Genomic DNA, 23,998 nt, shown 5'->3' on the forward strand with positions numbered 1-23,998 from the left:
GTGAACGGCTGGGGGCTGCTATCGGCCGGAACGGCGTCCGATCTTGTTCCCCAGCCACACCAGCGGGTCGTACTTGCGGTCCACGGCCCGCTCCTTCAGCGGGATCAGGGCGTTGTCGGTGATCTTGATTCCCTCGGGGCAGACCTCCGTGCAGCACTTGGTGATGTTGCAGTAGCCCAGCCCGTGCTCCTCCTGGGCGGTGCGCTTGCGGTCCAGGCCCGTTTCGGCCGCCGCGTCCAGGGGGTGCATGTCCAGCTCGGCCACCCGCATCAGGAAACGGGGTCCGGCGAAGGCCGTCTTGTTCTCCTCGTGGTCACGCACCACGTGACAGGTGTCCTGGCACAGGAAGCACTCGATGCACTTGCGGAACTCCTGCGAGCGCTCCACATCGATCTGCTGCATCCGGTACTCGCCCGGCGCGACCCCGGCCGGGGGCACGAAAGCCGGGATCTCGCGCGCCTTCTGGTAGTTGAAGGACACGTCCGTGACCAGGTCGCGGACCACCGGGAAGGCCCGCAGCGGGGTGACGGTGATCGTCTCCTCGCGGGAGAAGGTCGACATGCGCGTCATGCACAGCAGCCGCGGCCGCCCGTTGATCTCCGCACTGCACGAACCGCACTTGCCCGCCTTGCAGTTCCAGCGCACCGCGAGGTCCGAGGCCTGGGTGGCCTGGAGCCGGTGGACGATGTCCAGCACCACCTCCCCGTCGTGCACCTCCACGGTGAAGTCGCGCAGCTCGCCGCCCTCCGCATCGCCCCGCCAGATCCGGAACGCGGCATCGTAGGTAGTCACTCGTACAGCTCCTCTTCGGCGAGGTACTTGACCAGCTCTTCCTTCTCGAAGAGCGCGAGCAGGTCGGGTCGGATGGGGTCGGTGCGCACCCGGGTCAGCTCGATCCGGTCCGCAGCCGGATCGGACGGGGCGGGGTCGATCGGCCGGCACAGCAGGTTCACCGGCCGCCAGGACCGCTCCATCGCCGGGCAGTCCTCGCGGGTGTGCCCGCCCCGGCTCTCGGTGCGCTCCAGGGCCGCGCGGGCCACGCATTCGCTGACGAGCAGCATGTTGCGCAGGTCCAGCGCCAGGTGCCAGCCCGGGTTGAACTGCCGGTGGCCCTCGACCCCGGCCCGGGAGGCCCGTAGCCGCAGGGTCGCCAGCTTCTCCAGGGCCTCGGCCATCTCGCCCTCGCGGCGGATGATGCCGACGAGGTCGTTCATGGTGGTCTGGAGTTCCTGGTGGAGGCTGTACGGGTTCTCCGCGCCCTCGGCGGCATGGAACGGAGCCAGCGCCTCCGCGGCTGCCTCGTCCACCGCGGCCTGGTCCACGGCCGGGAGCCGGCCCGCCTCGGCGGCCGCGTGCTCGGCGGCGTGCAGTCCGGCCCGGCGGCCGAAGACCAGCAGGTCGGAGAGGGAGTTCCCGCCGAGCCGGTTCGAGCCGTGCATCCCGCCCGCGACCTCGCCCGCCGCGAACAGGCCGGGCACGCCGACCGTGGCGGCGGTGTCGGAGTCGACCGCGATGCCGCCCATCACGTAGTGGCAGGTCGGGCCGACCTCCATCGGCTCCGCGGTGATGTCGACGTCCGCCAGCTCCTTGAACTGGTGGTACATCGAGGGGAGCCGCCGCTTGATCCTCTCGGCGGGCATCCGGGTGGACACGTCCAGGAACACCCCGCCGTGCGGGGTGCCGCGCCCCGCCTTGACCTCGGAGTTGATGGCGCGCGCCACCTCGTCGCGGGGGAGCAGCTCGGGCGGACGCCGGTTGTGGTCCGGGTCCTCGTACCAGCGGTCGCCCTCCTCCTCGGTCTGCGCGTACTTCTCCTTGAAGACGTCCGGGATGTAGTCGAACATGAACCGCTTGCCCTCGCTGTTGCGCAGCACCCCGCCGTCGCCGCGCACCGACTCGGTGACGAGGATGCCCTTCACCGAGGGCGGCCAGACCATGCCGGTCGGGTGGAACTGCACGAACTCCATATTCAGCAGCGGCGCCCCGGCGAGCAGGGCCAGCGCGTGGCCGTCGCCCGTGTACTCCCAGGAGTTCGAGGTGGTCTTGAAGGACTTGCCGATGCCGCCCGTGGACAGCACGACCGCCGGGGCCTCCAGGACGAAGAAGCGGCCGGTCTCACGCTCGTAGCAGAAGGTCCCGGACACCCTCTCCCCGTCCTTGAGACTGGTGTCCTTCAAAACCCTGGTGACCGTGCACTCCTGGAAGACCTTGAGCCGGGCCTCGTGGTCCCCGTACTCCTTGAAGTCCTCCTGCTGGAGCTGGACGATCTTCTGCTGGAGGGTGCGGATCAGCTCCAGGCCGGTCCGGTCGCCGACGTGCGCGAGGCGCGGGTACTCGTGCCCGCCGAAGTTGCGCTGCGAGATCTTCCCGTCGGGGGTGCGGTCGAAGAGCGCGCCCCAGGTCTCCAGCTCCCAGACCCGGTCCGGGGCCTCCTTCGCGTGCAGCTCCGCCATCCGCCACTGGTTGAGGAACTTTCCGCCGCGCATGGTGTCGCGGAAGTGCACCTGCCAGTTGTCGCCCTCGTTGACATTGCCCATGGAGGCGGCGATTCCGCCCTCCGCCATCACGGTGTGGGCCTTGCCGAACAGGGACTTGCAGATCACGGCCGTCCGGGCACCGCGCTCCCGGGCCTCGATCGCGGCCCGCAGCCCGGCGCCGCCCGCGCCGACCACGACCACGTCCCACTGCTGTCGTTCGACTTGAGCCATGTCAGAAGAACCTCGGATCGTTGAAGGCGCCGCTGGCCACCAGGTACACGTAGAAGTCGCACGCGGCCACGCTGATCAGCGAGGCCCACGCCAGCTGCATGTGACGGGAGTTGAGGCGGCTGATCCAGCCCCACAGGCGGTAGCGCACCGGATGTTCGGAGAAGTGCTTGAGGCGGCCGCCCATGATGTGCCGGCAGGAGTGGCAGGACAGCGTGTAGGCCCAGATCAGACCGATGTTGACGAGGAACAGCAGCGTCCCGAGGCCCATGTGGCCCCACTCGTAACGGTCGTTGCGGAAGGTCAGCACGGTGTCGTAGGTCAGGATCCCCGCCACCGGCAGCGCCGCGTAGAAGAAGTAGCGGTGCATGTTCTGGAAGATCAGCGGGAAGCGGGTCTCGCCGCTGTACGAGGCATGCGGCTCGGCGACGGCGCAGGCGGGCGGCGAGGCCCAGAAGCCCCGGTAGTAGGCCTTGCGGTAGTAGTAGCAGGTCAGCCGGAAGCCGAGCGGGAAGATCAGGATCAGCAGGGCGGGGGACAGGCCCCACCAGCTGCCGAAGAGGTCCAGGTTCGGGCCGCCGCGCATCTCCTTGCAGTTCTCCGCCAGACAGGGGGAGTAGAAGGGGGAGACGTACGGGGCCGCGTAGTAGTCGGCGTTGGCGAAGGCCCGCCAGGTCGAATAGACGATGAAGGCGAGCAGCCCGGCCGCGGTGCCGGCGGGCGAGAGCCACCACCGGTCGGTCCGCAGGTGCCGGGCTGCGATCGCGGCCCGCGAGGCGTCGTGGACGCCGCCGGGCCGCTGTGATGGTGGTTGGGTGCCTGTGGCCAAGAGGGACTCCGGGTGGAGTGATGAGGGGTGGCCCAGGAGACCCGGCCGCCGTCGAAGAGGGTGGCCGGGTCCGGTGGGGTGTGCGGGGGACGTGCGGGGGTGTGCCGACCTACGGGGCGCGGCGGTCGCGGGCGCCGAGGCCCTCGTCGTCGGAGTCCGTCCACAGTGAACTGTCGTACGGGGTGTCCGACACTTCGACCATGCCGCCCGTGCGGCCCGGTCCGCCCGTGCCCGGAGGCCTGGGGTTGGCCGGAGCCTGCCGCGCGACATCCTGTTCGAGCCGCTCCACCGAGCGGACCAGCTCGTTCAGATTGCGCCGTACGGTGCTCAAATCATCTTGCAGGGACATGACTTGCCCTCATTTCCGCGTGGTGCGGTGGCATCGCTCATGTGCGCCTGCGAGTGTCGCGCCTCCCGTCCCCGGTTGTGAAGGGACGTGCAGCGATTGCGGGCGCGCAGGCGCGAACCGTGCGCCCTCCCTCACTCCATTTTCATCCCTCTTGCGGGGGAACGCCCGTCCGGAGCACAAGCCGGATTGGTCCGCATGGGTGGGGTTCGCGGCGTGGCGAGGGTCCGCTGCAGTGGGTGCGGCGGGGTGTCGATTTCAGTGGGTTTCGGCACCCAGTGTGATCAGCTCCATATACCGCCGAACGTGATCAAGGCGCTCCTCCTTTTCACGACCAGTCCCCACGCCCTGCCCCGGAGGTACCACCCATGTCTCAGAGAAGGCGCAGATCCTTGGCGCTCCTGACCTCGGGAGTTCTTGCACTGCCGCTGCTCGCGGGCTGCGGCGCGGGTGAAGACGAGGGCGGCCCGGTCGCCGCCGGGCAGGACATCGCGACCACGACCCGCGACAAGGTGGCCGACGGCGGGGTGCTGCGCTGGGCCGTGGACGCCTTGCCCGGCACCCTCAACACCTTCCAGGCCGATGCAGACGCCACCACCGGCCGGATCGCCGGGGCGGTGCTGCCCCAGCTGTTCGTGCTGGACTCCAAGGGACGGCCGGTGGCCAATCCCGACTACCTGGAGAAGGCCGAGGTCGTCGAGCGGGAGCCCAAGCAGGTCGTCCTGTACAAGCTGAACCAGCAGGCCGTGTGGAGCGACGGCCGGGAGATCGGCGCCGCCGACTTCGTCGCCCAGTGGCGGGCCCTGAACGGCAAGGACTCCGCGTACTGGACCGCGCGCAACGCGGGCTACGACCGGATCGAGAAGATCGAGCGCGGCAAGACGGACCTGGAGGTCAAGGTCACCTTCGTCAAGCCGTACGCCGACTGGCGCTCCCTCTTTTCCCCCCTCTATCCCAAGCAGGTCACCGGCACCCCGGAAGCCTTCAACGAGGGAGCCCGCGGCGCCCTCAAGGTCACCGCGGGCCCCTTCTCGCTGGGCGCCATCGACAAGAAGACCGGCACCGCCGCCCTGACGCGCAACCCGCGCTGGTGGGGCGCCCCCGCCAAGCTCGACTCCCTGGTGCTCACCGCCGTGCCCCGGGCGGAGCGCCCCGCGGCGCTCGCCGCGGGCAAGCTCGACATGGCCGAGATCGACCGGACCGGCGCCGACCGGATCGCCCTGGCGCAGCGGGACGCCGCCAAGGCCGACGGGGCCCACGGCCCCGCCGCATCGGTGACGGCCGCGCAGGCCACCCTGTCGTGGGCGCTCGCTTTCGGCGCGGACGAGTCCAAGGCCAAGGCGGAGCAGGAGAGCCGGCAGAAGCACGCCGAGGCGGTGAAGCGGTACGCCGAGGAGCAGGGCGCGCTGCGGTCCTTCACCGTCCGCAAGTCCCTGGAGCCGGCCTACACCCAGCTCGCCATGAACGGGGCCTCCGGCCCGCTCACCGACGAGCGCGTGCGCCGGGCCGTGGCCCGCGCCCTGGACCGCCAGGCGCTCGCCGAGATCGTCCTCAAGCCGCTGGGCCTGCCCGCGAAGCCGGTGGGCAGCCACCTGGCGCTGGCCGGGCAGCAGGCGTACGCCGACAACAGCGACGCCCTCGGCGGCCAGGACACCGCGGCCTCGCAGGCCCTGCTCGCGGACGCCGGCTGGCGCCGGGACGGCAAGATCACCGAGCCGAACGGGGCGAAGGCCGGCGCGGAAGCCACGAAGGAGCAGGACGACTCGAAGATCCCGTCGGGCCCCGGGACCGGCAACGACGGGCTCTACATCGTCGGCCAGGACGACGAGCGCAACGGCGACCACGACGCCCGCGGCCACCGCGGGGACGACAAGCCCGCGGCCGGAGCCAAGGCCGCCCGGCGGGCCGACCACCCGGACCACCCCGACCACCGTCCCGAAGGCCCCGAGAACCCGGCCGGTGTGCCGCTGAGCGAGGGCGCGTACCGGTTCGACGGGGAGATCGTCGACGCCGACGTCTTCGCTTCCGGTGTCCGGCCCTCCCCGGTGCTGGCCCCGGCCCCCTTCGCGGCCCGGCAGGAGCAGCTGCTGCTCACCCAGGCTGCCCAGGCCGCCCAAGCGGCGCAGGCCGCCCAGGCCGCCCAGGCCGAATCCGTGGACGACGGCAAGCGCAGCCCGGCCCTGGACGCCGAAGCCGCCGACGCCGCGGCCAAGGCGAGCGGTGCCCCGACGGCCCCCGCCAAGCAGGCCGTACGCAACTCGGGCGCCATCCTCGCCAAGGACGGCAAGCCCCTGACCCTTCGCTTCGTCCTCCCGTCGGGCCCCGGCTCGGAGGCGCTGCGCACGGTCGCCGAGCGGATCGCACAGATGCTCCACAAGGTCGGCGTGCAGGCGGAGCTGACCAAGGTGGCGGACGAGAGCTTCTTCAAGGACTACATCGCCTCCGGCCAGTACGACCTGGCCCTGTACTCCTGGCCCGCGACCGCCTACCCCGCCACCGACGCCCGGCCGATCTTCGCGAAGCCGGAGCCGGCGGCGGACGGCTCGCTGGTCATCGAACAGAACTACACCCGGGTCGGCACCGACCACATCGACCAGCTCTTCGACCAGGCGGCCGGCACGCTGGACGAGGACCAGTCCCGCGAGCTGATGCGCAAGGCGGACGCCCGGATCTGGGCCGCGGCGGGCTCCATCCCCCTCTACCAGCGCCCCGAGCTGGTGGCGGCCAAGCCGAACCTGGTCAACGCGGGTGCCTTCGGCCTCGGCGTCCCGCGCTACCAGGACATCGGCTGGAAGAAGGTGCCGACGGCCAAGGACAAGGCCAAGGACGGCAAGAAGAACTGATGACGAAAGGGTGCATCCGAGGTTGAGCCCCGGGTTTCTACCTCAGATGTGACTCAAGTCCCTTGCCCGCCGGGAACCCGGCGGGCAAGGTCGTACGTACCCGTTGACCCGCGTGTTTTCAGGCAGTACCAAGGGCCGAGACCCCCCACCCGAACCTCGGCCCTCCTCAGTCGTCCGGCCTCTTGACAGACCCCCCGGCAGGCGGTTCCCGCTGCGCGACGTACGATGGGGTAAGGCCGTGGCAGGTTTTCCGCCCGGTCGAGGCTCGCGTGCCGGACCGTACGCGTCGCCATCCACGATCCCGGGAGAAGCGCCGAAGTGCCCACGCGCCACGACATCCGTAACGTCGCCATCGTCGCCCACGTCGACCATGGCAAGACGACCATCGTCGATGCCATGCTCAAGCAGGCCGGTGCCTTCGCCGCCCACCAGCACCTCGACGACCGCATGATGGACTCGAACGACCTGGAGCGTGAGAAGGGCATCACGATCCTCGCCAAGAACACGGCGGTGAAGTACCACCCGAAGGACGGGTCGGCCCCGATCACGATCAACATCATCGACACCCCCGGCCACGCCGACTTCGGTGGTGAGGTCGAGCGCGGCCTGTCGATGGTCGACGCAGTCGTCCTGCTGGTGGACGCCTCCGAGGGCCCGCTGCCCCAGACCCGCTTCGTCCTGCGCAAGGCCCTGCAGGCGAACATGCCGGTCATCCTCTGCATCAACAAGACGGACCGCCCGGACTCCCGGATCGACGAGGTCGTCAACGACACGTACGACCTCTTCCTGGACCTGGACGCCACCGAGGAGCAGATCGAGTTCCCGATCGTCTACGCCTGTGGCCGTGACGGCATCGCCTCGCTGACCAAGCCGGAGGACGGCACCGTCCCCGCGGACAGCGACAGCCTGGAGCCCTTCTTCTCCACGATCCTGGCCCACGTGCCGGCCCCGGTGTACGACGACGAGGCGCCGCTGCAGGCCCACGTCACCAACCTGGACGCCGACAACTTCCTGGGCCGCATCGCCCTGGTCCGCGTCGAGCAGGGCGAGCTGCGCAAGGGCCAGACCGTCACCTGGATCAAGCGCGACGGCACGATGTCCAACGTCCGCATCACCGAGCTGATGATGACCGAGGCGCTCACCCGCAAGCCGGCCGAGGTGGCGGGCCCGGGTGACATCTGCGCGGTCGCCGGTTTCCCCGACATCATGATCGGCGAGACCCTGGCCGACCCGGAGAACCCGATCGCGCTCCCGCTGATCTCGGTCGACGAGCCGGCGATCTCCATGACCATCGGCACGAACACCTCCCCGATGGTCGGCCGCGGCGGCAGCGGCAAGGGCGCGGACGCCAAGTCCGCGGTCAAGGACCGCAAGGTCACCGCGCGCCAGGTCAAGGACCGTCTGGACCGCGAGCTGATCGGTAACGTCTCGCTCCGCGTGCTCGACACCGAGCGTCCGGACGCCTGGGAGGTCCAGGGCCGTGGTGAGCTCGCGCTCGCCATCCTGGTCGAGCAGATGCGCCGCGAGGGCTTCGAGCTGACCATCGGCAAGCCGCAGGTCGTCACGCAGCTCGTCGACGGCAAGGTGCACGAGCCGGTCGAGCGCATGACGGTCGACGTCCCCGAGGAGCACATGGGCGCCGTCACGCAGCTCATGGGCGTCCGCAAGGGCCGCATGGACAACATGTCGAACCACGGCTCCGGCTGGGTCCGCATGGAGTTCGTCGTCCCGTCGCGAGGCCTCATCGGCTTCCGTACCGAGTTCCTGACGAACACCCGCGGTACGGGCATCGCCCACTCGATCCACGAGGGCCACGAGCCGTGGTTCGGTCAGCTGGTGACCCGCAACAACGGTTCGCTGGTCGCCGACCGCTCCGGTTCGGTCACGCCGTTCGCGATGATCAACCTGCAGGAGCGCGGTGTCCTGTTCACCGAGCCCGGCACCGAGGTGTACGAGGGCATGATCGTCGGCGAGAACTCGCGCGCCGACGACATGGACGTGAACATCACCAAGGAGAAGAAGCTCACCAACATGCGTGCGGCTTCCGCGGACAACACCGAGAACGTGGTGCCGCCCCGCAAGCTCTCCCTGGAGCAGTCCCTGGAGTTCTGCCGCGACGACGAGTGCGTCGAGGTGACCCCGGAGGCCGTCCGCATCCGCAAGGTCGTCCTGGACCAGAAGGAGCGCTCGCGCTCCGCGTCGCGCGCCAAGTCCGGCAAGTAGTCGCGTAGGACCCAGATCACACTTGGGTCCGCCCGAACACCGCTTTTTCGAACAGCCCCTCCAGGCACGGTCTCCGTGCCTGGAGGGGCTGTTCGCTTTTGTCAAGTGGATTGTTTCCATCCGGTGTCCGGATACCGACCGTGACACTCCGGAAGAAGAGCTAACAGTCCGTTTCGCGCGTGTCTGTCTCCTATCCGTTTGTCCGGATTTCGGGTTTTGGCCACTGTGCGATGTTGTGAAAACGAGACCACTTAAGTGTGGTTTACGGTCTGGGAGTCCCTGAGGATGGCTCCATTGAGCTCGGGTCAATGGGTCACACGCTGTGGGGAGCGTCGACTCACGAGCACACTCGGGGTACTGGTTCCTAATCGCCGTCAGGGGTGTCGGCGAAACGCAACTCGTGCCCTTCACATCAGACAGTGGACTCATGAGGAGGAAACCCATGCGCGGTGCCAAGAGCGCCAAGTGGGTAACGGGCGCGATCATCGTTGCCCTGGCTGCGACCGCTTGCGGTGGTGGCGGCGGCAAGGCGGCCGGCAAGGGTGAGGTCGACCCGAACGGGATCTTCTCGTCCGAGCTGGGCGAGCCCGAGAAGCTGCTCCAGCCGGCCGACACGATGGAGTCCAACGGCTCCGCGGTCATCAAGGGTGTCTTCTCCGAGCTCGTCGGCTACGACGCCGAGGGCAAGCTCACCATGGTCAACGCCGAGTCGGTGGAGACCAAGGACAGCAAGACCTGGACCGTCAAGCTCAAGCCGGGCTGGGAGTTCCACGACGGCACCAAGGTGACCGCTCAGTCCTACGTCAAGGCGTGGAACTGGGCCGCGAACATCAACAACAAGCAGGGCAACGCGTCCTGGTTCGCGGACATCAAGGGCTACGATGCCCTCCACCCCGAGGCCGAGGGCGCCAAGCCCACCGCCGAGGCGCTGGAAGGCCTGAAGGTCGTCGACGACAACACCTTCACCATCGAGCTCACCGCCGCGGTGCCGTACTTCTCGTACAAGCTCGGCTACAACGCCTTCGCCCCGCTGCCCGAGTCCTTCTACAAGGACCCCGCGGCCGCCGGTGAGAAGCCGATCGGCAACGGCCCCTACAAGTTCAAGTCGTGGGAGCACAAGAAGCAGATCGAGCTCACGCGCTTCGACGGCTACAAGGGTGAGAACAAGGCCAAGAACGGTGGCGTGATTCTCAAGAACTACTCCACCCTCGAGACCGCGTACGAAGACCTGAAGTCGGGCAACGTCGACGTCCTGCGCCAGATCGGCCCGAAGGACCTCCCGGTCTACCGTGCAGACCTCGGTGACCGTGCCGTGGACCAGGCGTACTCCGCCATCCAGACGCTGGCCATCGCGTACTACGCCGACCAGTGGAAGACCCCGAAGGTCGTCGACCCGAAGGTCATCCAGGGTCTGTCGATGGCGATCGACCGCGACACCATCACCAAGACCGTGCTCCAGGGCACCCGCGAGCCCGCCACCGGCTGGGTCGCCAAGGGCGTCCTCGGCTACACGCCGAACGCGACCGGTGACGTCACCAAGTTCGACCCCGCGAAGGCCAAGGCGCTCATCGCCGAGGGCGGCGGCGTTCCGAACAACGAGATCTTCATCCAGTTCAACTCGGATGGCGGTCACAAGGAATGGGTCGAGGCTGTCTGCAACAGCATCACCAACGCCACGGGCGTCAAGTGCACCGGTGACGCCAAGCCGGACTTCCAGGCCGACCTCCAGGCCCGTAAGACCAAGCAGGTCAAGTCGATCTACCGCTCCGGCTGGGTCCTCGACTACCCGGTCAACTCCAACTTCATCAGCGACCTGTTCCGTACGGGCGCCGGCGGCAACCAGGGCGGGTTCTCCAACCCGGCGCTGGACGCGAAGATCGCCGCTGCCGACTCGGCGGCGACCCTCGACGAGTCCGTGAAGGCCTACCAGGCCATCGAGAAGGACCTCGTCAACTACATGCCGTCGATCCCGCTCTGGTACTACAAGGTCAACGCGGGCTTCTCGGAGAAGGTCTCCAACGTGAAGTACGCCCAGGACGGCGACCCGATCCTCACCGGCGTCGAGGTCAAGAAGTAAGTCCCAGCGCGTAATTCAGCAAAGACGGATGTGGGCCGGCGGGAGCCGGCCCACATCCGGGCCTATACGCAGCGCCCCGGGGGGCCCTTTCGCGACGCAGTGACGAAGCCGTCACGCGCGTGCGTGGCGAAAGGGCCCGTCCGGCTGCGCCTGCCGCATCTTCTACGGAGGCATGATGGGGCGCTATGTCGCACGACGACTGCTCCAGATGATCCCGGTCTTCTTCGGGACGACCCTGCTCATCTTCTTGATGGTGTACAGCCTGCCCGGCGATCCCGTGGCCGGACTCTTCGGCGACAAGGGCGCCGACCCCGCCACGCTTGCCGCACTCCGGCATCAGCACGGCCTGGACCTGCCGATCTGGCAGCAGTACTACAACTACATCACCGGCATCCTGTTCCACTTCGACTTCGGCAGTCAGATCCGAAGCGGCCGTGAGATCACCGATGTCATCGGCAGCGCCTTCCCGGTCACGATCCGGCTGGCTTTCCTGGCGTTCGCCATCGAGATCGTCCTGGGCCTGGCCCTCGGCATCCTCGCGGGCCTCAAGGCCGGCAAGCTGGCCGACAACCTCATCCTGATCTTCACGCTGCTGATCATCTCGATGCCGGTCTTCGTCCTCGGCTTCATCGTCAAGGCGGTGTTCGCCTTCCAGCTCGGCTGGATCGAACCCAACGTGAGCATTAACGAGACCTGGGGCGAGCTGATCGCGCCGGCCATCGTGCTGGGCTCGCTCTCCCTGGCCTATGTGGCCCGCCTGACCCGAACCTCGATGGCCGAGAACCTGCGCGCCGACTACGTGCGCACCGCCGTCGCCAAGGGCCTGCCCAAGCGCCGCGTCATCGGCGTGCACCTGATGCGCAACTCGATGATCCCCGTCGTGACCTTCCTCGGCACCGACATCGGCGCCCTCATGGGCGGCGCCGTCGTCACCGAGGGCATCTTCAACGTCAAGGGCGTCGGCGGTCTGATCTACGACTCGGTCGTCCGCCGCGAGGGCCTGACCGTGGTCGGTGTCGTCACCGTCCTGGTCGTCGTCTACCTCATAGCCAGCCTGCTCGTCGACCTCCTCTACGCGGTCATGGACCCGAGGATCCGGTATGCCTGACATGACCCAGACCGACACCGTGAAGACCGGGACCCAGGGAGCGCCGGGCGCCCCCGCGGAGCCGGTGAAGGCCGAGAAGGCCCGCAGCCTCTGGGGCGATGCCTGGGCCGACCTGCGTCGCAACCCGTACTTCATCGTCTCCTCCGTGCTGATCATCATCCTGTTGACGATCGCCGCCTTCCCGAGCTGGTTCACCAGCGTCGACCCCACCAAGGGCGATCTGGTCCACCACTTCCTCAGTAAGCCGGAGCTGTCCAAGTTCGGTTCGCCCGAGTGGCTCGGCTACGACGGCCAGGGCCGCAGCGTCTACGCGCGACTCATCTACGGCACCCGGGCCTCGATCATCGTCGCCGTCTGCGTGACCGCGATCGTCACCGTCGTCGGCGGCATCACGGGCATGATCGCCGGTTACTTCGGCGGCATCACGGACGCGATCATGTCGCGCATCACCGACATCTTCTTCGGCATCCCGTTCCTGCTCGGCGCGATGGTCGTCCTCCAGGCCTTCACCAAGCGCACGGTGTGGACGGTCGTCTTCGCCCTGGCCTTCCTGGGCTGGACGCAGATCAACCGCGTCATGCGCGGCGCGGTCATCACCGTGAAGCAGGCCGACTACGTGCACGCGGCCAAGGCACTCGGCGCGGGAACCCCCCGGATCCTGTTCAAGCACATCCTGCCGAACGCCATGGCCCCGGTGATCGTGGTCGCCACGATCGCGCTGGGCGGCTACATCGGCGCCGAGGCGACCCTGTCCTACCTGGGTCTGGGCCTCGCGTCCCCGACCATCTCGTGGGGCGTGGACATCTCCGGTGGTTCCGCGCAGATCCGAGTGGCGCAGCACATCCTGCTGTACCCCTCGATCATCCTCAGCATCACCGTCCTCGCCTTCATCATGCTCGGCGAAGCGGTCCGCAACGCCCTCGACCCGAAGCTGCGCTGAGGAGGGCGTAAGTGATCACCATGGACAACACCTCCAGCGTTCCCTCCCCGCGTGACGGGGACCCCCAGACGCCCCTGCTCGAAGTGCGCGACCTGCACGTCGAGTTCCACACCCGCGACGGTGTGGCCAAGGCAGTCAACGGCGTCAACTACAGCGTGAGCGCCGGCGAGACCCTCGCCGTGCTCGGCGAGTCCGGCTCCGGCAAGTCCGTGACGGCCCAGGCCATCATGGGCATCCTCGACATGCCCCCCGGCAAGATCCCGCAGGGCGAGATCTTCTTCCGCGGCCAGGACATGCTGAAGATGAGCTTCGAGGAGCGGCGCAAGCTGCGCGGCCGGAAGATCGCCATGATCTTCCAGGACGCGCTGTCCTCGCTGAACCCGGTGCTCACCGTCGGCTACCAGCTGGGCGAGATGTTCCGCGTCCACGAAGGCCTGTCGAAGAAGGACGCCCGCCTCAAGGCCATCGAGCTGATGGACAAGGTCAAGATCCCGGCGGCGAAGGAGCGTGTGGACGACTACCCGCACCACTTCTCCGGCGGTATGCGCCAGCGCATCATGATCGCCATGGCGATCGCGCTGGAGCCGGACCTGATCATCGCGGACGAGCCGACCACGGCCCTGGACGTCACCGTCCAGGCCCAGGTGATGGACCTCCTCGCGGAGCTCCAGCGCGAGCTCAACATGGGCCTCATCCTGATCACCCATGACCTCGGCGTCGTCGCCGACGTCGCGGACAAGATCGCGGTCATGTACGCCGGCCGGATCGTCGAGACCGCTCCGGTCCACGAGATCTACAAGCGCCCGGCACACCCGTACACCCGCGGTCTGCTCGACTCGATCCCGCGCCTGGACCAGAAGGGCCAGGAGCTCTTCGCGATCAAGGGCCTGCCGCCGAACCTGCTGCGCCTGCCCACCGGCTGCTCGTTCAACCCGCGCTGCACCGCCGCGCAGGACATCTGCCGGTCGGAGATCCCCGCGCTCCAGCCCGTCAGCGAGCAGGACGGCACCGAGCTTGTCGGCCGTCACAGCGCGTGCCACTTCTGGAAGGAGCAGATCCATGGCTGAGCTCACCAAGAACGCCCCCGAGCGCGAGCCGATCCTCCAGGTCCGCAACCTGGTCAAGCACTTCCCGCTGACCCAGGGCATCCTGTTCAAGAAGCAGGTCGGAGCGGTCCGCGCGGTCGACGGGATCTCCTTCGACCTGTACCAGGGCGAGACCCTCGGCATCGTCGGCGAGTCCGGCTGTGGCAAGTCCACCGTCGCCAAGCTGCTGATGAACCTGGAGCGCGCCACTGCCGGCGAGGTCTTCTACAAGGGCCAGGACATCACCAAGCTGTCCGGCAAGGCCCTCAAGGCCGTCCGCCGCAACATCCAGATGGTGTTCCAGGACCCGTACACCTCGCTCAACCCGCGCATGACGGTCGGCGACATCATCGGCGAGACCTACGACATCCACCCCGAGGTGGCTCCCAAGGGCGACCGGCGCCGCAAGGTCCAGGAGCTCCTGGACGTCGTGGGCCTCAACCCGGAGTACATCAACCGGTACCCGCACCAGTTCTCCGGCGGCCAGCGCCAGCGCATCGGCATCGCCCGCGGCCTCGCGCTCAACCCGGAGATCATCATCTGCGACGAGCCGGTCTCCGCGCTCGACGTGTCGGTGCAGGCCCAGGTCATCAACCTGATGGAGAAGCTGCAGGAGGAGTTCAACCTCTCCTACATCTTCATCGCGCACGACCTGTCGATCGTCCGGCACATCTCGGACCGGGTCGGCGTCATGTACCTCGGCAAGATGGCCGAGATCGGCACCGACGCGCAGATCTACGACCACCCGACCCACCCGTACACCCAGGCGCTGCTCTCCGCGGTGCCGGTGCCGGACCCGGAGGCCCGCGAGGGCCGCGAGCGGATCCTGCTCACCGGTGACGTCCCCTCGCCGGCCAACCCGCCGTCGGGCTGCCGCTTCCGCACCCGCTGCTGGAAGGCCGAGGAGAAGTGCTCCACGGAGGAGCCGCTGCTGGCGATCCCGGAGCGCTTCCAGGGCTCCAAGTCGCTGGCCGCGCACGAGTCGGCCTGCCACTTCGCCGAGGAGAAGGCCGTTCTGGCCGTCTGACCTCCCGCAGGCGTTTGCACCAGGGCGCCCGGCACCGGATCTCGATCCGGCGCCGGGCGCTTCGGCGTCCGCGCACCTGCCCGCGGGCACCCGCCGTGCATCCGCCGCGTACCTGCCGCGCGCGGAAAGGCGGTTGCGGGCCCGCCCCGGCCGCTCCAAGAGTGGTTCGATGACCGACATGCTGACCGTACGACCCGCCGGCCCCTCGGACGCCGAGGACATCTGTGGACTCCTCAACGCCGTCGACGTGATCGAGATCGGCCGCCCGGAGACCGACCTCGCGGCCGTCGAGGCCGATCTGCACCACCCTGACGTCGACCTGGCCAAGGACTCCTGGCTCGCCTTCGAAGGCGGCCGGCTCGTCGCCTACGCCATGGTGTGGGCGGACTCGGGCCCCGGTCGCGTCGACTCCGATCACTACGTCCTGCCGGGGCACCGCGAGGCCGCCGTCCGGCTGCTGGAACGGATGGAGGTCCGGGCCCGCGAGCTCTCCGCCGGCGCACCCGGCCCGCACCTGAGGCTCCAGCTCAACGTCGAGCCCACCCTCGACGCGGACCTGCTGCCCGCCCGCGGCTACCGGACCGTGCGCCACTACCAGGTGATGACCCGAGCCCTGGACCCGGCCGCCGACCGGCCCCCGGTACCCCCCGCCGGGCTCACCCTTCGCCCCTGCGACGGGGACGGGGCGGAGCGCCTGCGGGCCCACGCCCTGATCGAGGAGACCTTCGCCGAGCACTTCGGCCATGTGGAGCGCCCGTACGAGCCCTGGCTGGACCACATCGACGGCCGCGGCCTGGACTGGTCGCTGGTGTGGATCGCGGCCCTGCCGGGCCTGGGCGACGTGGGCGTCCTGCTGACCCGGGACGACCGCACCAGCATGGGCTGGCTCAGCCACCTCGGCGTACGGGCGGACGTGCGCGGCCGGGGCATCGGCGGCTTCCTGCTCCGCCACGGCTTCGCCGCCTACGCGGCGCGCGGCCGCACCACCGTGGGCCTGGGCGTGGACACGGGCAACGAAACCGGCGCACTCGCGCTCTACGAGGCGCACGGCATGGCGATGCACTACGCGGTGCACACCTGGGAGCTGCCGCTGTGACCGGGAGGTCATCACGGTGCCGGCTTTGCACTCGCATGGGTGACAGCCGGGGGACGCGAGGGTGCAATCGGTCCAACGAGGAGTGTGCGGGACCCCACATAGGGTGACATTGGCCCCTAAGTGAGTCTTGGGATCCAGTAGGAGGCACTCCATGCGCGGAGCCACCCACGCCAAGTGGGCCGCAAGTGCGGTGGCCGTCGCCCTCGCGGCGACGGCTTGCGGCGGCGGCGGAAGCGACAGCGGCGGAGGCGGTGGCGCGACGGGCATCATCAGCTCCTCGTGGGGTGACCCGCAGAACCCGCTGGAGCCCGCCAACACCAACGAGGTGCAGGGCGGCAAGGTACTCGACATGCTCTTCCGGGGTCTGAAGCGCTACGACCCGAAGACCGGAGAGGCCAAGAACTTCCTCGCCGAGAAGATCGAGACGGCCGACAGCCAGAACTTCACGATCACGCTGAAGGACGGCTGGAAGTTCAGCAACGACGAGCCCGTCACCGCCCAGTCCTTCGTGGACGCCTGGAACTACGGCGCGGACGTCTCCAAGAAGCAGAACAACTCGCCCTTCTTCGCCGACATCGTCGGCTACGCGGACGTGCACCCGGCGACCGGCGACCCCAAGGCCAAGACCATGTCCGGCCTGGTGGTCAAGGACCCCAAGACCTTCACGGTCGCACTCAAGGAGAAGTTCTCCACCTGGCCCGAGACCCTCGGCTACCAGGCGTTCTCCCCGCTGCCCAAGGCCTTCTTCACCGACCACGACGGCTGGCTGAAGAAGCCCGTCGGCAACGGCCCGTACACGGTGGACTCGTACACCAAGGGCACCGGAATGAAGCTGCGCAAGTGGGAGGGGTACACCGGTGCGGACAAGGCGGTCAACGGCGGCGTGGACCTGAAGGTCTACACCGACAACAACACCGCCTACACCGACCTGATCTCCGGCAACCTCGACCTGGTCGACGACATCCCGGCGCAGCAGCTGAAGAACGTCACGAACGACCTCGGTGACCGCTACATCAACCAGCCGGCCCTCATCATCCAGACCCTCACCTTCCCGCTGTACGACCCGCAGTGGAGCAAGGAGGGCATGGAGAAGGTCCGCATCGGCGTCTCGCGGGCGATCAACCGCGACGAGATCACCAAGCAGATCTTCAAGGACACGCGCACCCCCGCCAAGGACTGGACCTCCCCGGCCCTGGGGGACAAGGGCGGGTTCAGCTCCACCGCCTGCGGCGAGGCCTGCTCCTTCGACCCCAAGGAAGCCAAGAAGCTCATCCAGGAGGGCGGCGGCCTGCCCGGCGGCAAGATGACGCTGACCTCCAACGTGGACACCGGCTCGCACCGCGAGTGGATGGACGCCGTCTGCAACAGCATCAACAACGCGCTGGGCGAGGGACCGGTCTGCACGGTCAACCCGATCGGCACCTTCGCCGACTTCCGCAACCAGCAGAGCAGCTTCAAGCTGACCGGCCCGTTCCGCTCCGGCTGGCAGGCCGACTACCCGCTGATCCAGAACTTCCTGGAGCCGCTGTACTACACCGGCGCCTCCTCGAACTACGGCAAGTTCAGCAACCCGGACTTCGACAAGCTCGTCGACGAGGCCAACCGGGAGAGCGACACCGCGAAGGCGACGGGCAAGTTCAAGGAGGCGGAGAAGATCCTCGCCGCCCAGATGCCGTCGATCCCGCTCTGGTACCAGAACGGCAGCGCCGGGCACTCGCAGCGGATCTCGGACGTGGCGCTCAACCAGTTCAGCGTCCCCGTCTACGACCAGATCAAGGTCAGCTGACCCTTCGTCGGATCGAACCTGGAGCAGTCCATGGGACGTTATGTGATCCGGCGACTGCTCCAGATGATCCCCGTGTTCATCGGCAGCACGTTCCTGATCTTCTTCATGGTGTACGCGCTCGGTGACCCGGTCGCCGCCCTCTTCGGCGACAAGGCGCCCGACCCGGCCACCGCCGCGCGCATCCGCAAGGACCTCTACCTCGACCAGCCCCTGTGGAAGCAGTACCTCCACTACATGGGCCAGATCTTCCAGGGCGACTTCGGGACGGCCTTCAACGGGCAGAAGGTCACCGAGCTGATGGCCTCGTCCTTCCCCGTGACCCTGCGCCTGACCATCGTCGCGATCGCCATCGAGATCGTCGTGGGCATCACCCTCGGTGTCATCAGCGGCCTCAAGCGCGGGAAGTCCATCGACACCAGCCTGCTGGTGCTCACCCTCGTGGTGATCTCGGTGCCGACCTTCGTGACCGGCTACCTCCTCCAGTTCGTCTTCGGCGTCAAATGGGGCTGGGTGCGGCCCACGGTCTCCCCGGACGCGCCCTTCAGCGAACTGATCCTGCCGGGCATCGTCCTCGCGCTGGTCTCCCTCGCCTACGTCACCCGGCTGACCCGCACCTCCATCGCCGAGAACGTCAAGGCCGACTACGTCCGCACCGCCGTGGCCAAGGGCTTGCCCAGGCGCCGGGTCATCACCCGCCACCTGCTGCGCAACTCGCTGATCCCCGTCGTCACCTTCATCGGCACCGACATCGGCGCCCTGATGGGCGGGGCCATCGTCACCGAGCGGATCTTCAACATCCACGGCGTCGGCTATCAGCTCTACCAGGGGATCCTGCGCAACAACTCCCCGACGGTGGTCGGCTTCGTGACGATCCTCGTCATCGTCTTCCTGCTGGCCAACCTGCTCGTCGACCTGCTCTACGCGGTCCTGGACCCGAGGATCCGGTATGCCTGATCCCGAGCGCCCCGCCTACGATCCGCTCCAGCCCGGACCCCACGAGGCCATCGCGCCCACCGGACAGGGCGGAGCCATAGACCTCGCCCTCTCCTCGGCCGAGAGCCTGGAGAAGGTCGATGCGGGTCCCGCCGGCGCGGGCCCCGCAGGACCCTCCGAGAAGGCCCGGTCGCTCTGGTCCGACGCCTGGCACCAGCTGCGCCGCAACCCCGTCTTCATCGTCTCCACCCTGCTGATCCTCTTCCTCGTCCTCATCTCGATCTGGCCGCAGCTCATCGCGAGCGGCGACCCGCTCCAGTGCGACCTGTCCAAATCGCAGCAGGGCTCCTCCCCGGGCCACCCCTTCGGCTACGACACCCAGGGCTGCGACGTGTACACCCGTACCGTCTACGGGGCCCGCGCCTCCATCACCGTGGGCGTCTGCGCCACCCTGGGCGCGGCCCTCCTCGGCTCCGCGCTCGGCGGGCTCGCCGGGTTCTTCGGCGGCTGGGGCGACGCGCTGCTCTCCCGGGTCGCCGACATCTTCTTCGGCATCCCGGTCGTCCTCGGCGGCCTGGTCTTCCTGTCCGTGGTCACCAGCACCACCGTCTGGCCGGTCGTCGGCTTCATCGTGCTGCTGGGCTGGCCGCAACTGGCCCGCATCGCCCGCGGCTCGGTCATCACCGCCAAACAGAACGACTACGTCCAGGCGGCGCGGGCGCTCGGCGCCGGCAACAGCCGGATGCTGCTGCGGCACGTGGCGCCCAACGCCATCGCGCCCGTCATCGTCGTAGCCACCATCGCGCTCGGCACGTACATCGCCCTGGAAGCGACCCTGTCCTTCCTCGGCGTCGGCCTGCGCCCGCCGACCGTCTCCTGGGGCATCGACATCTCCAACGCCGCCTCGCAGATCCGCAACGCCCCGCACATGCTGCTCTACCCGGCCGGCGCGCTCAGCATCACCGTGCTCGCCTTCATCATGCTCGGCGACGCGGTGCGCGACGCCCTCGACCCCAAGCTGCGCTGAGGAGCCCCGTACATGCTGCTCGAAGTGCGCGACCTGCACGTGGAGTTCAAGACCCGCGACGGCGTCGCCAAGGCCGTCAACGGCGTCAACTACTCGGTGGACGAGGGGGAGACGCTCGCCGTGCTCGGCGAGTCCGGCTCGGGCAAGTCGGTCACCGCGCAGGCCGTGATGGGCATCCTCGACATGCCGCCGGGCCGCATCGCGGGCGGCGAGATCCTCTTCAAGGGCAAAGACCTGCTGAAGATGAAGGAGGAGGAGCGCAGGAAGGTCCGCGGCGCCGAGATGGCCATGATCTTCCAGGACGCGCTGTCCTCCCTGAACCCGGTACTGAGCGTGGGCGCGCAGCTGGGCGAGATGTACGAGGTCCACCGCGGGATGTCCCGCAAGGACGCCAGGGCCAAGGCCGTCGAGCTGATGGACCGGGTGAAGATCCCGGCGGCCAGGGAGCGGGTGGGGGACTACCCGCACCAGTTCTCGGGCGGCATGCGCCAGCGCATCATGATCGCCATGGCGATGGCCCTGGAACCCTCGCTGATCATCGCGGACGAGCCGACCACGGCCCTGGACGTCACCGTCCAGGCCCAGGTGATGGACCTCCTCGCGGAGCTCCAGCGCGAGCTCAACATGGGCCTCATCCTGATCACCCACGACCTCGGCGTGGTCGCCGACGTCGCGGACAAGATCGCGGTCATGTACGCCGGCCGGATCGTCGAGTCGGCCCCCGTCCACGAGATCTACGCCGCCCCCGCGCACCCGTACACCCGGGGCCTGCTCGACTCCATCCCGCGCCTGGACCAGAAGGGCCAGGAGCTCTACGCGATCAAGGGCCTGCCGCCCAACCTGCTCGCGATCCCGCCCGGCTGCGCCTTCAACCCGCGCTGTCCGATGGCGCGGGCCGCCTGCCGTACCGACGTACCGCCGCTGGCCGAGGTCGGGCCGGACCGCGCCAGCGCGTGCTTCTTCTGGAAGGAGTGCCTCGGTGCCTGAGTCGATCCTCGAGGTGACGGACCTGGTCAAGCACTACCCGCTGACCCAGGGCATCGTCTTCCGCAAGCAGGTGGGCGCGGTCAAGGCGGTCGACGGGGTCTCCTTCGACCTGCGGGCCGGCGAGACCCTGGGCATCGTCGGGGAGTCGGGCTGCGGGAAGTCGACCGTGGCCAAGATGCTGGTCAACCTGGAACGCCCCACGGCGGGCGCGATCACCTACAAGGGCGAGGACATCGCCAAGCTGTCCGGCAAGGCCCTCAAGGCCGTCCGCCGCAACATCCAGATGGTGTTCCAGGACCCGTACGCCTCGCTCAACCCCCGGATGACGGTCGGCGACATCATCGGGGAGCCGTACGAGATCCACCCCGAGGTGGCCCCCAAGGGCGACCGGCGCCGCAAGGTCCAGGACCTGCTCGACGTGGTCGGCCTCAACCCGGAGTACATCAACCGCTATCCGCACCAGTTCTCCGGCGGCCAGCGCCAGCGCATCGGCATCGCGCGCGGCCTCGCCCTCCAGCCGGAGATCATCGTCGCGGACGAGCCGGTGTCCGCGCTCGACGTCTCCGTCCAGGCCCAGGTCATCAACCTGCTGGAGCGGCTCCAGAGCGAGTTCAGCCTCTCCTACGTGTTCATCGCGCACGACCTGTCGATCGTGCGCCACATCTCCGACCGGGTCGGCGTCATGTACCTGGGCCGGATCGTCGAGATCGGCACCGACACCCAGATCTACGACCACCCCACCCACCCGTACACCCAGGCGCTGCTCTCCGCCGTCCCGGTCCCGGACCCCCGGGCCCGCGCCCACCGCGACCGGATCATCCTCTCCGGCGACGTCCCCTCGCCGGCCAACCCGCCGTCGGGCTGCCGCTTCCGCACCCGCTGCTGGAAGGCCCAGGAGCGGTGTGCGAGCGAGGTCCCGCTCCTGGAGGTCCCCTCCTTCCTCCCGGCGGGCCCGGCGGCCCATCCCTCGGCCTGTCACTTCGCATCCGAGAAGCAGGTCGTCCCGCCGCCGGGGGAGGGACCGGGGGAGGGGCAGGGGGAGGGTCCTCCGCAGGCCGGACCGCTGACGAAGGGCTGATCGGCGCGGACCTCTGGCCCGCGGTACCGCTCATTTCCGGCCACAGCGCCGAACGGTTCCCCAACCCCGTTTACATGTAGGCAACTTGACCGTTTCTGCCCCGAGATATGGGCCGGGCAGCCTGGCTCCGGTACGGCCGTGCGGGTGCCGACAGCCGGACGGGGAGGCTTATCGCCGCCCCGTCCGGCGTCTTCGTGACCCCGGGCATGCGCGGCATGCGCCCCTCGTGCTGCCGGAATCGATCCATGCTCTGGTACGGAAAGTTATGATCCGTAGCGCACGGTGGGTATGACTCTGCCGAGCAGCGAGTTGCGAATACGCGTACCGATGTCCGCTCGACGTGGAGGTGAAACGCCGTGGCACTATCGATCTCGGCCGTGGTGCTACTGGCAGTCATCGTCTTCCTGCTGGTCCGGCGCTCGGGCCTGAAGGCGGGTCACGCGGCGGTCTGCGTGCTCCTCGGCTTCTACCTGGCAAGCTCGACGGTGGCGCCGACGCTCTCCCAGCTCACCTCGAACGTGGCGAGCATGATCAGCGGCCTCAAGCTCTAGGGCTCGTCGCCCAGGGCCCGCCGGGGCGCGGGGACGCCGCCTTGTGGGGCCGGGCCGCCAGGCCCTCGTAGTCTTGCCCCATGAACGGTCTTCCCGCCCGTCGGCTCCTCCTCGTGCACGCGCACCCGGACGACGAGTCGATCAACAACGGCGTCACCATGGCCAAGTACGCGGCCGAGGGCGCCCACGTCACGCTGGTCACCTGCACGCTGGGCGAGGAGGGCGAGGTCATCCCGCCCGGCCTCGCCCACCTGGCGGCCGACCGCGAGGACACCCTCGGCACCCACCGCATCGGCGAGCTCGCCGACGCGATGCGGGAACTGGGCGTCACCGACCACCGCTTCCTCGGCGGCCCCGGCCGCTTCCGGGACTCCGGGATGATGGGCGCCGAGCAGAACCGCCGCCCCGGCGCCTTCTGGTCCGCCGACCTGGACGAGGCCGCCGGATACCTCGTGGAGGTGATCCGCGAGCTCCGCCCCCAGGTCCTCGTCACCTACGACCCGGACGGCGGCTACGGCCACCCCGACCACATCCAGGCCCACCGCGTCGCCACCCGCGCCGCCGAACTGGCCGCGGAGTCCGCGTACCGCCGCGATCTGGGCGCGCCGCACACGATCGAGAAGCTCTACTGGAACCGCGTGCCGCGCTCGGTCGTCGAGGAGGGCTTCGCCCGGCTGCGCGCCGCCGGGGACGGGGCGCCCTTCCCCGGGCTGGCCGAACCGGACGACGTGCCGGGCGTGGTGGAGGACGAGCGGATCACCGCCGAGATCGGCGCCGACGAGGCGCTGGTGGCCGCGAAGGCCGCCGCGATGCGGGCCCACGCCACCCAGATCGCCGTGGACGGGCCCTTCTTCGCACTCTCGAACGACCTCGCGCAGCCGCTGTTCACCCGCGAGTACTACGAGCTGGCCTCGGGCCGTCCGGGCGCCCCGGCGGGCGAGCGCGAGCGGGACCTCTTCGCGGGGGTGCGGGCATGACCCGTACGTCGACCCCCGGGCGGATCGCCGCCCTGCTGGGCCTGTTGGTGGCCGGAGTCCTGACCGGCGCGGCCGGCTGGCTCGTGGTGGACCTGTGGTTCCCGGGCGGGCTGCTGCTGGCCCTGCTCGCCCTCTTCGGGCTGTTCCTCGGCGGCCGGATCGCCCTCGGGACCGGCATCGGGGTGGGTGCGGGCGCGGTCGGCTGGTTCCTGGCCTACGTGGTGCTCAGCGCCCCCAGGCCGGAAGGGGACTTCCTGCTCAGTTCGTCCGGAATCAGCATGTACGTCTACCTTTTGGGTGGCGTGGTACTCGCTGTGATGTGCGCCACGATCAGCATGCCGGGGCACCGAGTGGTTTCGGCCGCCGGGACCGCCAAGTGA

The 23,998-nt window shown here is 68.8% G+C and carries 20 protein-coding genes; 16 read left to right on the forward strand and 4 right to left on the reverse strand.

The genetic code is table 11. The features are described from left to right. Positions 1-18: 18 nt before the first annotated feature. The 4 genes from AC3IYJ_RS25385 to AC3IYJ_RS25400 all read right to left on the reverse strand — a co-directional run bounded on the left by AC3IYJ_RS25385 (position 19) and on the right by AC3IYJ_RS25400 (position 3,883). Positions 19-792, reverse strand: a complete 774-nt coding sequence (locus tag AC3IYJ_RS25385; RefSeq protein WP_489397056.1) for a succinate dehydrogenase/fumarate reductase iron-sulfur subunit — start codon at positions 790-792, stop codon at positions 19-21. After that, positions 789-2,708, reverse strand: coding sequence for a fumarate reductase/succinate dehydrogenase flavoprotein subunit (locus tag AC3IYJ_RS25390; protein WP_489397057.1), 1,920 nt, complete (start codon positions 2,706-2,708; stop codon positions 789-791). The genes AC3IYJ_RS25385 and AC3IYJ_RS25390 overlap by 4 nt, the downstream gene beginning before the upstream one ends. 1 nt (position 2,709) lies before the next feature. Then, positions 2,710-3,534: a hypothetical protein gene (locus AC3IYJ_RS25395; protein WP_489397058.1), complete on the reverse strand. Its 825-nt coding sequence runs from the start codon at positions 3,532-3,534 to the stop codon at positions 2,710-2,712. A 109-nt stretch (positions 3,535-3,643) separates the two neighbouring features. Next, complete coding sequence (locus tag AC3IYJ_RS25400; protein ID WP_489397059.1) at positions 3,644-3,883, reverse strand: hypothetical protein; 240 nt, start codon at positions 3,881-3,883, stop codon at positions 3,644-3,646. A gap of 365 nt (positions 3,884-4,248) precedes the next feature. On the opposite strand from AC3IYJ_RS25400, the gene AC3IYJ_RS25405 reads away from it, so the two are divergent. From AC3IYJ_RS25405 to AC3IYJ_RS25480, 16 genes are all read left to right on the forward strand, one after another. Then, a complete protein-coding gene (locus tag AC3IYJ_RS25405) occupies positions 4,249-6,723 on the forward strand; it encodes an ABC transporter family substrate-binding protein (RefSeq protein WP_489397060.1) in 2,475 nt (824 codons plus the stop codon). Between the two features lie 318 nt (positions 6,724-7,041). Next, entirely contained in the window at positions 7,042-8,946 is a 1,905-nt protein-coding gene (gene typA, locus AC3IYJ_RS25410) for a translational GTPase TypA (RefSeq protein WP_384662309.1), read from the forward strand. Between the two features lie 442 nt (positions 8,947-9,388). Next, positions 9,389-11,023 (forward strand): peptide ABC transporter substrate-binding protein, encoded by a 1,635-nt coding sequence (locus tag AC3IYJ_RS25415; protein WP_489397061.1) that lies wholly within the window; start codon positions 9,389-9,391, stop codon positions 11,021-11,023. Positions 11,024-11,198: 175 nt separating this feature from the next. Beyond that, entirely contained in the window at positions 11,199-12,131 is a 933-nt protein-coding gene (locus AC3IYJ_RS25420) for an ABC transporter permease (RefSeq protein WP_489402922.1), read from the forward strand. Continuing rightward, positions 12,124-13,071 carry an ABC transporter permease gene (locus AC3IYJ_RS25425; protein ID WP_489397062.1) on the forward strand — a complete coding sequence of 316 codons (948 nt, stop codon included), beginning with the start codon at positions 12,124-12,126 and terminating at the stop codon, positions 13,069-13,071. The genes AC3IYJ_RS25420 and AC3IYJ_RS25425 overlap by 8 nt, the downstream gene beginning before the upstream one ends. A gap of 20 nt (positions 13,072-13,091) precedes the next feature. After that, positions 13,092-14,138: an ABC transporter ATP-binding protein gene (locus tag AC3IYJ_RS25430; RefSeq protein WP_489402923.1), complete on the forward strand. Its 1,047-nt coding sequence runs from the start codon at positions 13,092-13,094 to the stop codon at positions 14,136-14,138. Continuing rightward, the gene (locus tag AC3IYJ_RS25435) at positions 14,131-15,183 is read left to right on the forward strand and encodes an ABC transporter ATP-binding protein (protein WP_489397063.1); all 1,053 of its coding nucleotides are present in this window, start codon (positions 14,131-14,133) and stop codon (positions 15,181-15,183) included. The genes AC3IYJ_RS25430 and AC3IYJ_RS25435 overlap by 8 nt, the downstream gene beginning before the upstream one ends. A 169-nt stretch (positions 15,184-15,352) precedes the next feature. Beyond that, the gene (locus AC3IYJ_RS25440) at positions 15,353-16,279 is read left to right on the forward strand and encodes a GNAT family N-acetyltransferase (protein WP_489397064.1); all 927 of its coding nucleotides are present in this window, start codon (positions 15,353-15,355) and stop codon (positions 16,277-16,279) included. A 151-nt stretch (positions 16,280-16,430) separates the two neighbouring features. Beyond that, positions 16,431-18,065 (forward strand): peptide ABC transporter substrate-binding protein, encoded by a 1,635-nt coding sequence (locus tag AC3IYJ_RS25445; protein ID WP_489397065.1) that lies wholly within the window; start codon positions 16,431-16,433, stop codon positions 18,063-18,065. Between the two features lie 30 nt (positions 18,066-18,095). Continuing rightward, the gene (locus AC3IYJ_RS25450) at positions 18,096-19,019 is read left to right on the forward strand and encodes an ABC transporter permease (protein ID WP_489397066.1); all 924 of its coding nucleotides are present in this window, start codon (positions 18,096-18,098) and stop codon (positions 19,017-19,019) included. Then, positions 19,012-20,025 (forward strand): ABC transporter permease, encoded by a 1,014-nt coding sequence (locus tag AC3IYJ_RS25455; RefSeq protein WP_489397067.1) that lies wholly within the window; start codon positions 19,012-19,014, stop codon positions 20,023-20,025. Before AC3IYJ_RS25450 ends, AC3IYJ_RS25455 begins: the two co-directional genes overlap by 8 nt. Before the next feature lie 12 nt (positions 20,026-20,037). Next, entirely contained in the window at positions 20,038-21,012 is a 975-nt protein-coding gene (locus AC3IYJ_RS25460) for an ABC transporter ATP-binding protein (protein WP_489397068.1), read from the forward strand. Next, complete coding sequence (locus tag AC3IYJ_RS25465) at positions 21,005-22,090, forward strand: ABC transporter ATP-binding protein (RefSeq protein WP_489397069.1); 1,086 nt, start codon at positions 21,005-21,007, stop codon at positions 22,088-22,090. Before AC3IYJ_RS25460 ends, AC3IYJ_RS25465 begins: the two co-directional genes overlap by 8 nt. Before the next feature lie 356 nt (positions 22,091-22,446). After that, complete coding sequence (locus tag AC3IYJ_RS25470; RefSeq protein WP_330298396.1) at positions 22,447-22,641, forward strand: hypothetical protein; 195 nt, start codon at positions 22,447-22,449, stop codon at positions 22,639-22,641. Positions 22,642-22,721: 80 nt separating this feature from the next. Next, the gene (gene mshB / locus AC3IYJ_RS25475) at positions 22,722-23,618 is read left to right on the forward strand and encodes an N-acetyl-1-D-myo-inositol-2-amino-2-deoxy-alpha-D-glucopyranoside deacetylase (RefSeq protein WP_489397070.1); all 897 of its coding nucleotides are present in this window, start codon (positions 22,722-22,724) and stop codon (positions 23,616-23,618) included. Beyond that, entirely contained in the window at positions 23,615-23,998 is a 384-nt protein-coding gene (locus tag AC3IYJ_RS25480; protein WP_489397071.1) for a DUF6113 family protein, read from the forward strand. The genes mshB and AC3IYJ_RS25480 overlap by 4 nt, the downstream gene beginning before the upstream one ends.

It is taken from the genome of Streptomyces sp. GL_140 (genome assembly GCF_057834465.1).

What these genes read in the sequence shown, in the direction of transcription:
- AC3IYJ_RS25390 (WP_489397057.1), bottom strand. Translation starts at nt 2,708, where the DNA reads ATGGCTCAAGTCGAACGACAGCAGTGGGACGTGGTCGTGGTCGGCGCG.
- AC3IYJ_RS25400 (WP_489397059.1), bottom strand. Translation starts at nt 3,883, where the DNA reads ATGTCCCTGCAAGATGATTTGAGCACCGTACGGCGCAATCTGAACGAG.
- AC3IYJ_RS25405 (WP_489397060.1), top strand. Translation starts at nt 4,249, where the DNA reads ATGTCTCAGAGAAGGCGCAGATCCTTGGCGCTCCTGACCTCGGGAGTT.
- AC3IYJ_RS25415 (WP_489397061.1), top strand. Translation starts at nt 9,389, where the DNA reads ATGCGCGGTGCCAAGAGCGCCAAGTGGGTAACGGGCGCGATCATCGTT.
- AC3IYJ_RS25420 (WP_489402922.1), top strand. Translation starts at nt 11,199, where the DNA reads ATGGGGCGCTATGTCGCACGACGACTGCTCCAGATGATCCCGGTCTTC.
- AC3IYJ_RS25425 (WP_489397062.1), top strand. Translation starts at nt 12,124, where the DNA reads ATGCCTGACATGACCCAGACCGACACCGTGAAGACCGGGACCCAGGGA.
- AC3IYJ_RS25430 (WP_489402923.1), top strand. Translation starts at nt 13,092, where the DNA reads ATGGACAACACCTCCAGCGTTCCCTCCCCGCGTGACGGGGACCCCCAG.
- AC3IYJ_RS25435 (WP_489397063.1), top strand. Translation starts at nt 14,131, where the DNA reads ATGGCTGAGCTCACCAAGAACGCCCCCGAGCGCGAGCCGATCCTCCAG.
- AC3IYJ_RS25440 (WP_489397064.1), top strand. Translation starts at nt 15,353, where the DNA reads ATGACCGACATGCTGACCGTACGACCCGCCGGCCCCTCGGACGCCGAG.
- AC3IYJ_RS25445 (WP_489397065.1), top strand. Translation starts at nt 16,431, where the DNA reads ATGCGCGGAGCCACCCACGCCAAGTGGGCCGCAAGTGCGGTGGCCGTC.
- AC3IYJ_RS25450 (WP_489397066.1), top strand. Translation starts at nt 18,096, where the DNA reads ATGGGACGTTATGTGATCCGGCGACTGCTCCAGATGATCCCCGTGTTC.
- AC3IYJ_RS25455 (WP_489397067.1), top strand. Translation starts at nt 19,012, where the DNA reads ATGCCTGATCCCGAGCGCCCCGCCTACGATCCGCTCCAGCCCGGACCC.
- AC3IYJ_RS25460 (WP_489397068.1), top strand. Translation starts at nt 20,038, where the DNA reads ATGCTGCTCGAAGTGCGCGACCTGCACGTGGAGTTCAAGACCCGCGAC.
- mshB (WP_489397070.1), top strand. Translation starts at nt 22,722, where the DNA reads ATGAACGGTCTTCCCGCCCGTCGGCTCCTCCTCGTGCACGCGCACCCG.
- AC3IYJ_RS25480 (WP_489397071.1), top strand. Translation starts at nt 23,615, where the DNA reads ATGACCCGTACGTCGACCCCCGGGCGGATCGCCGCCCTGCTGGGCCTG.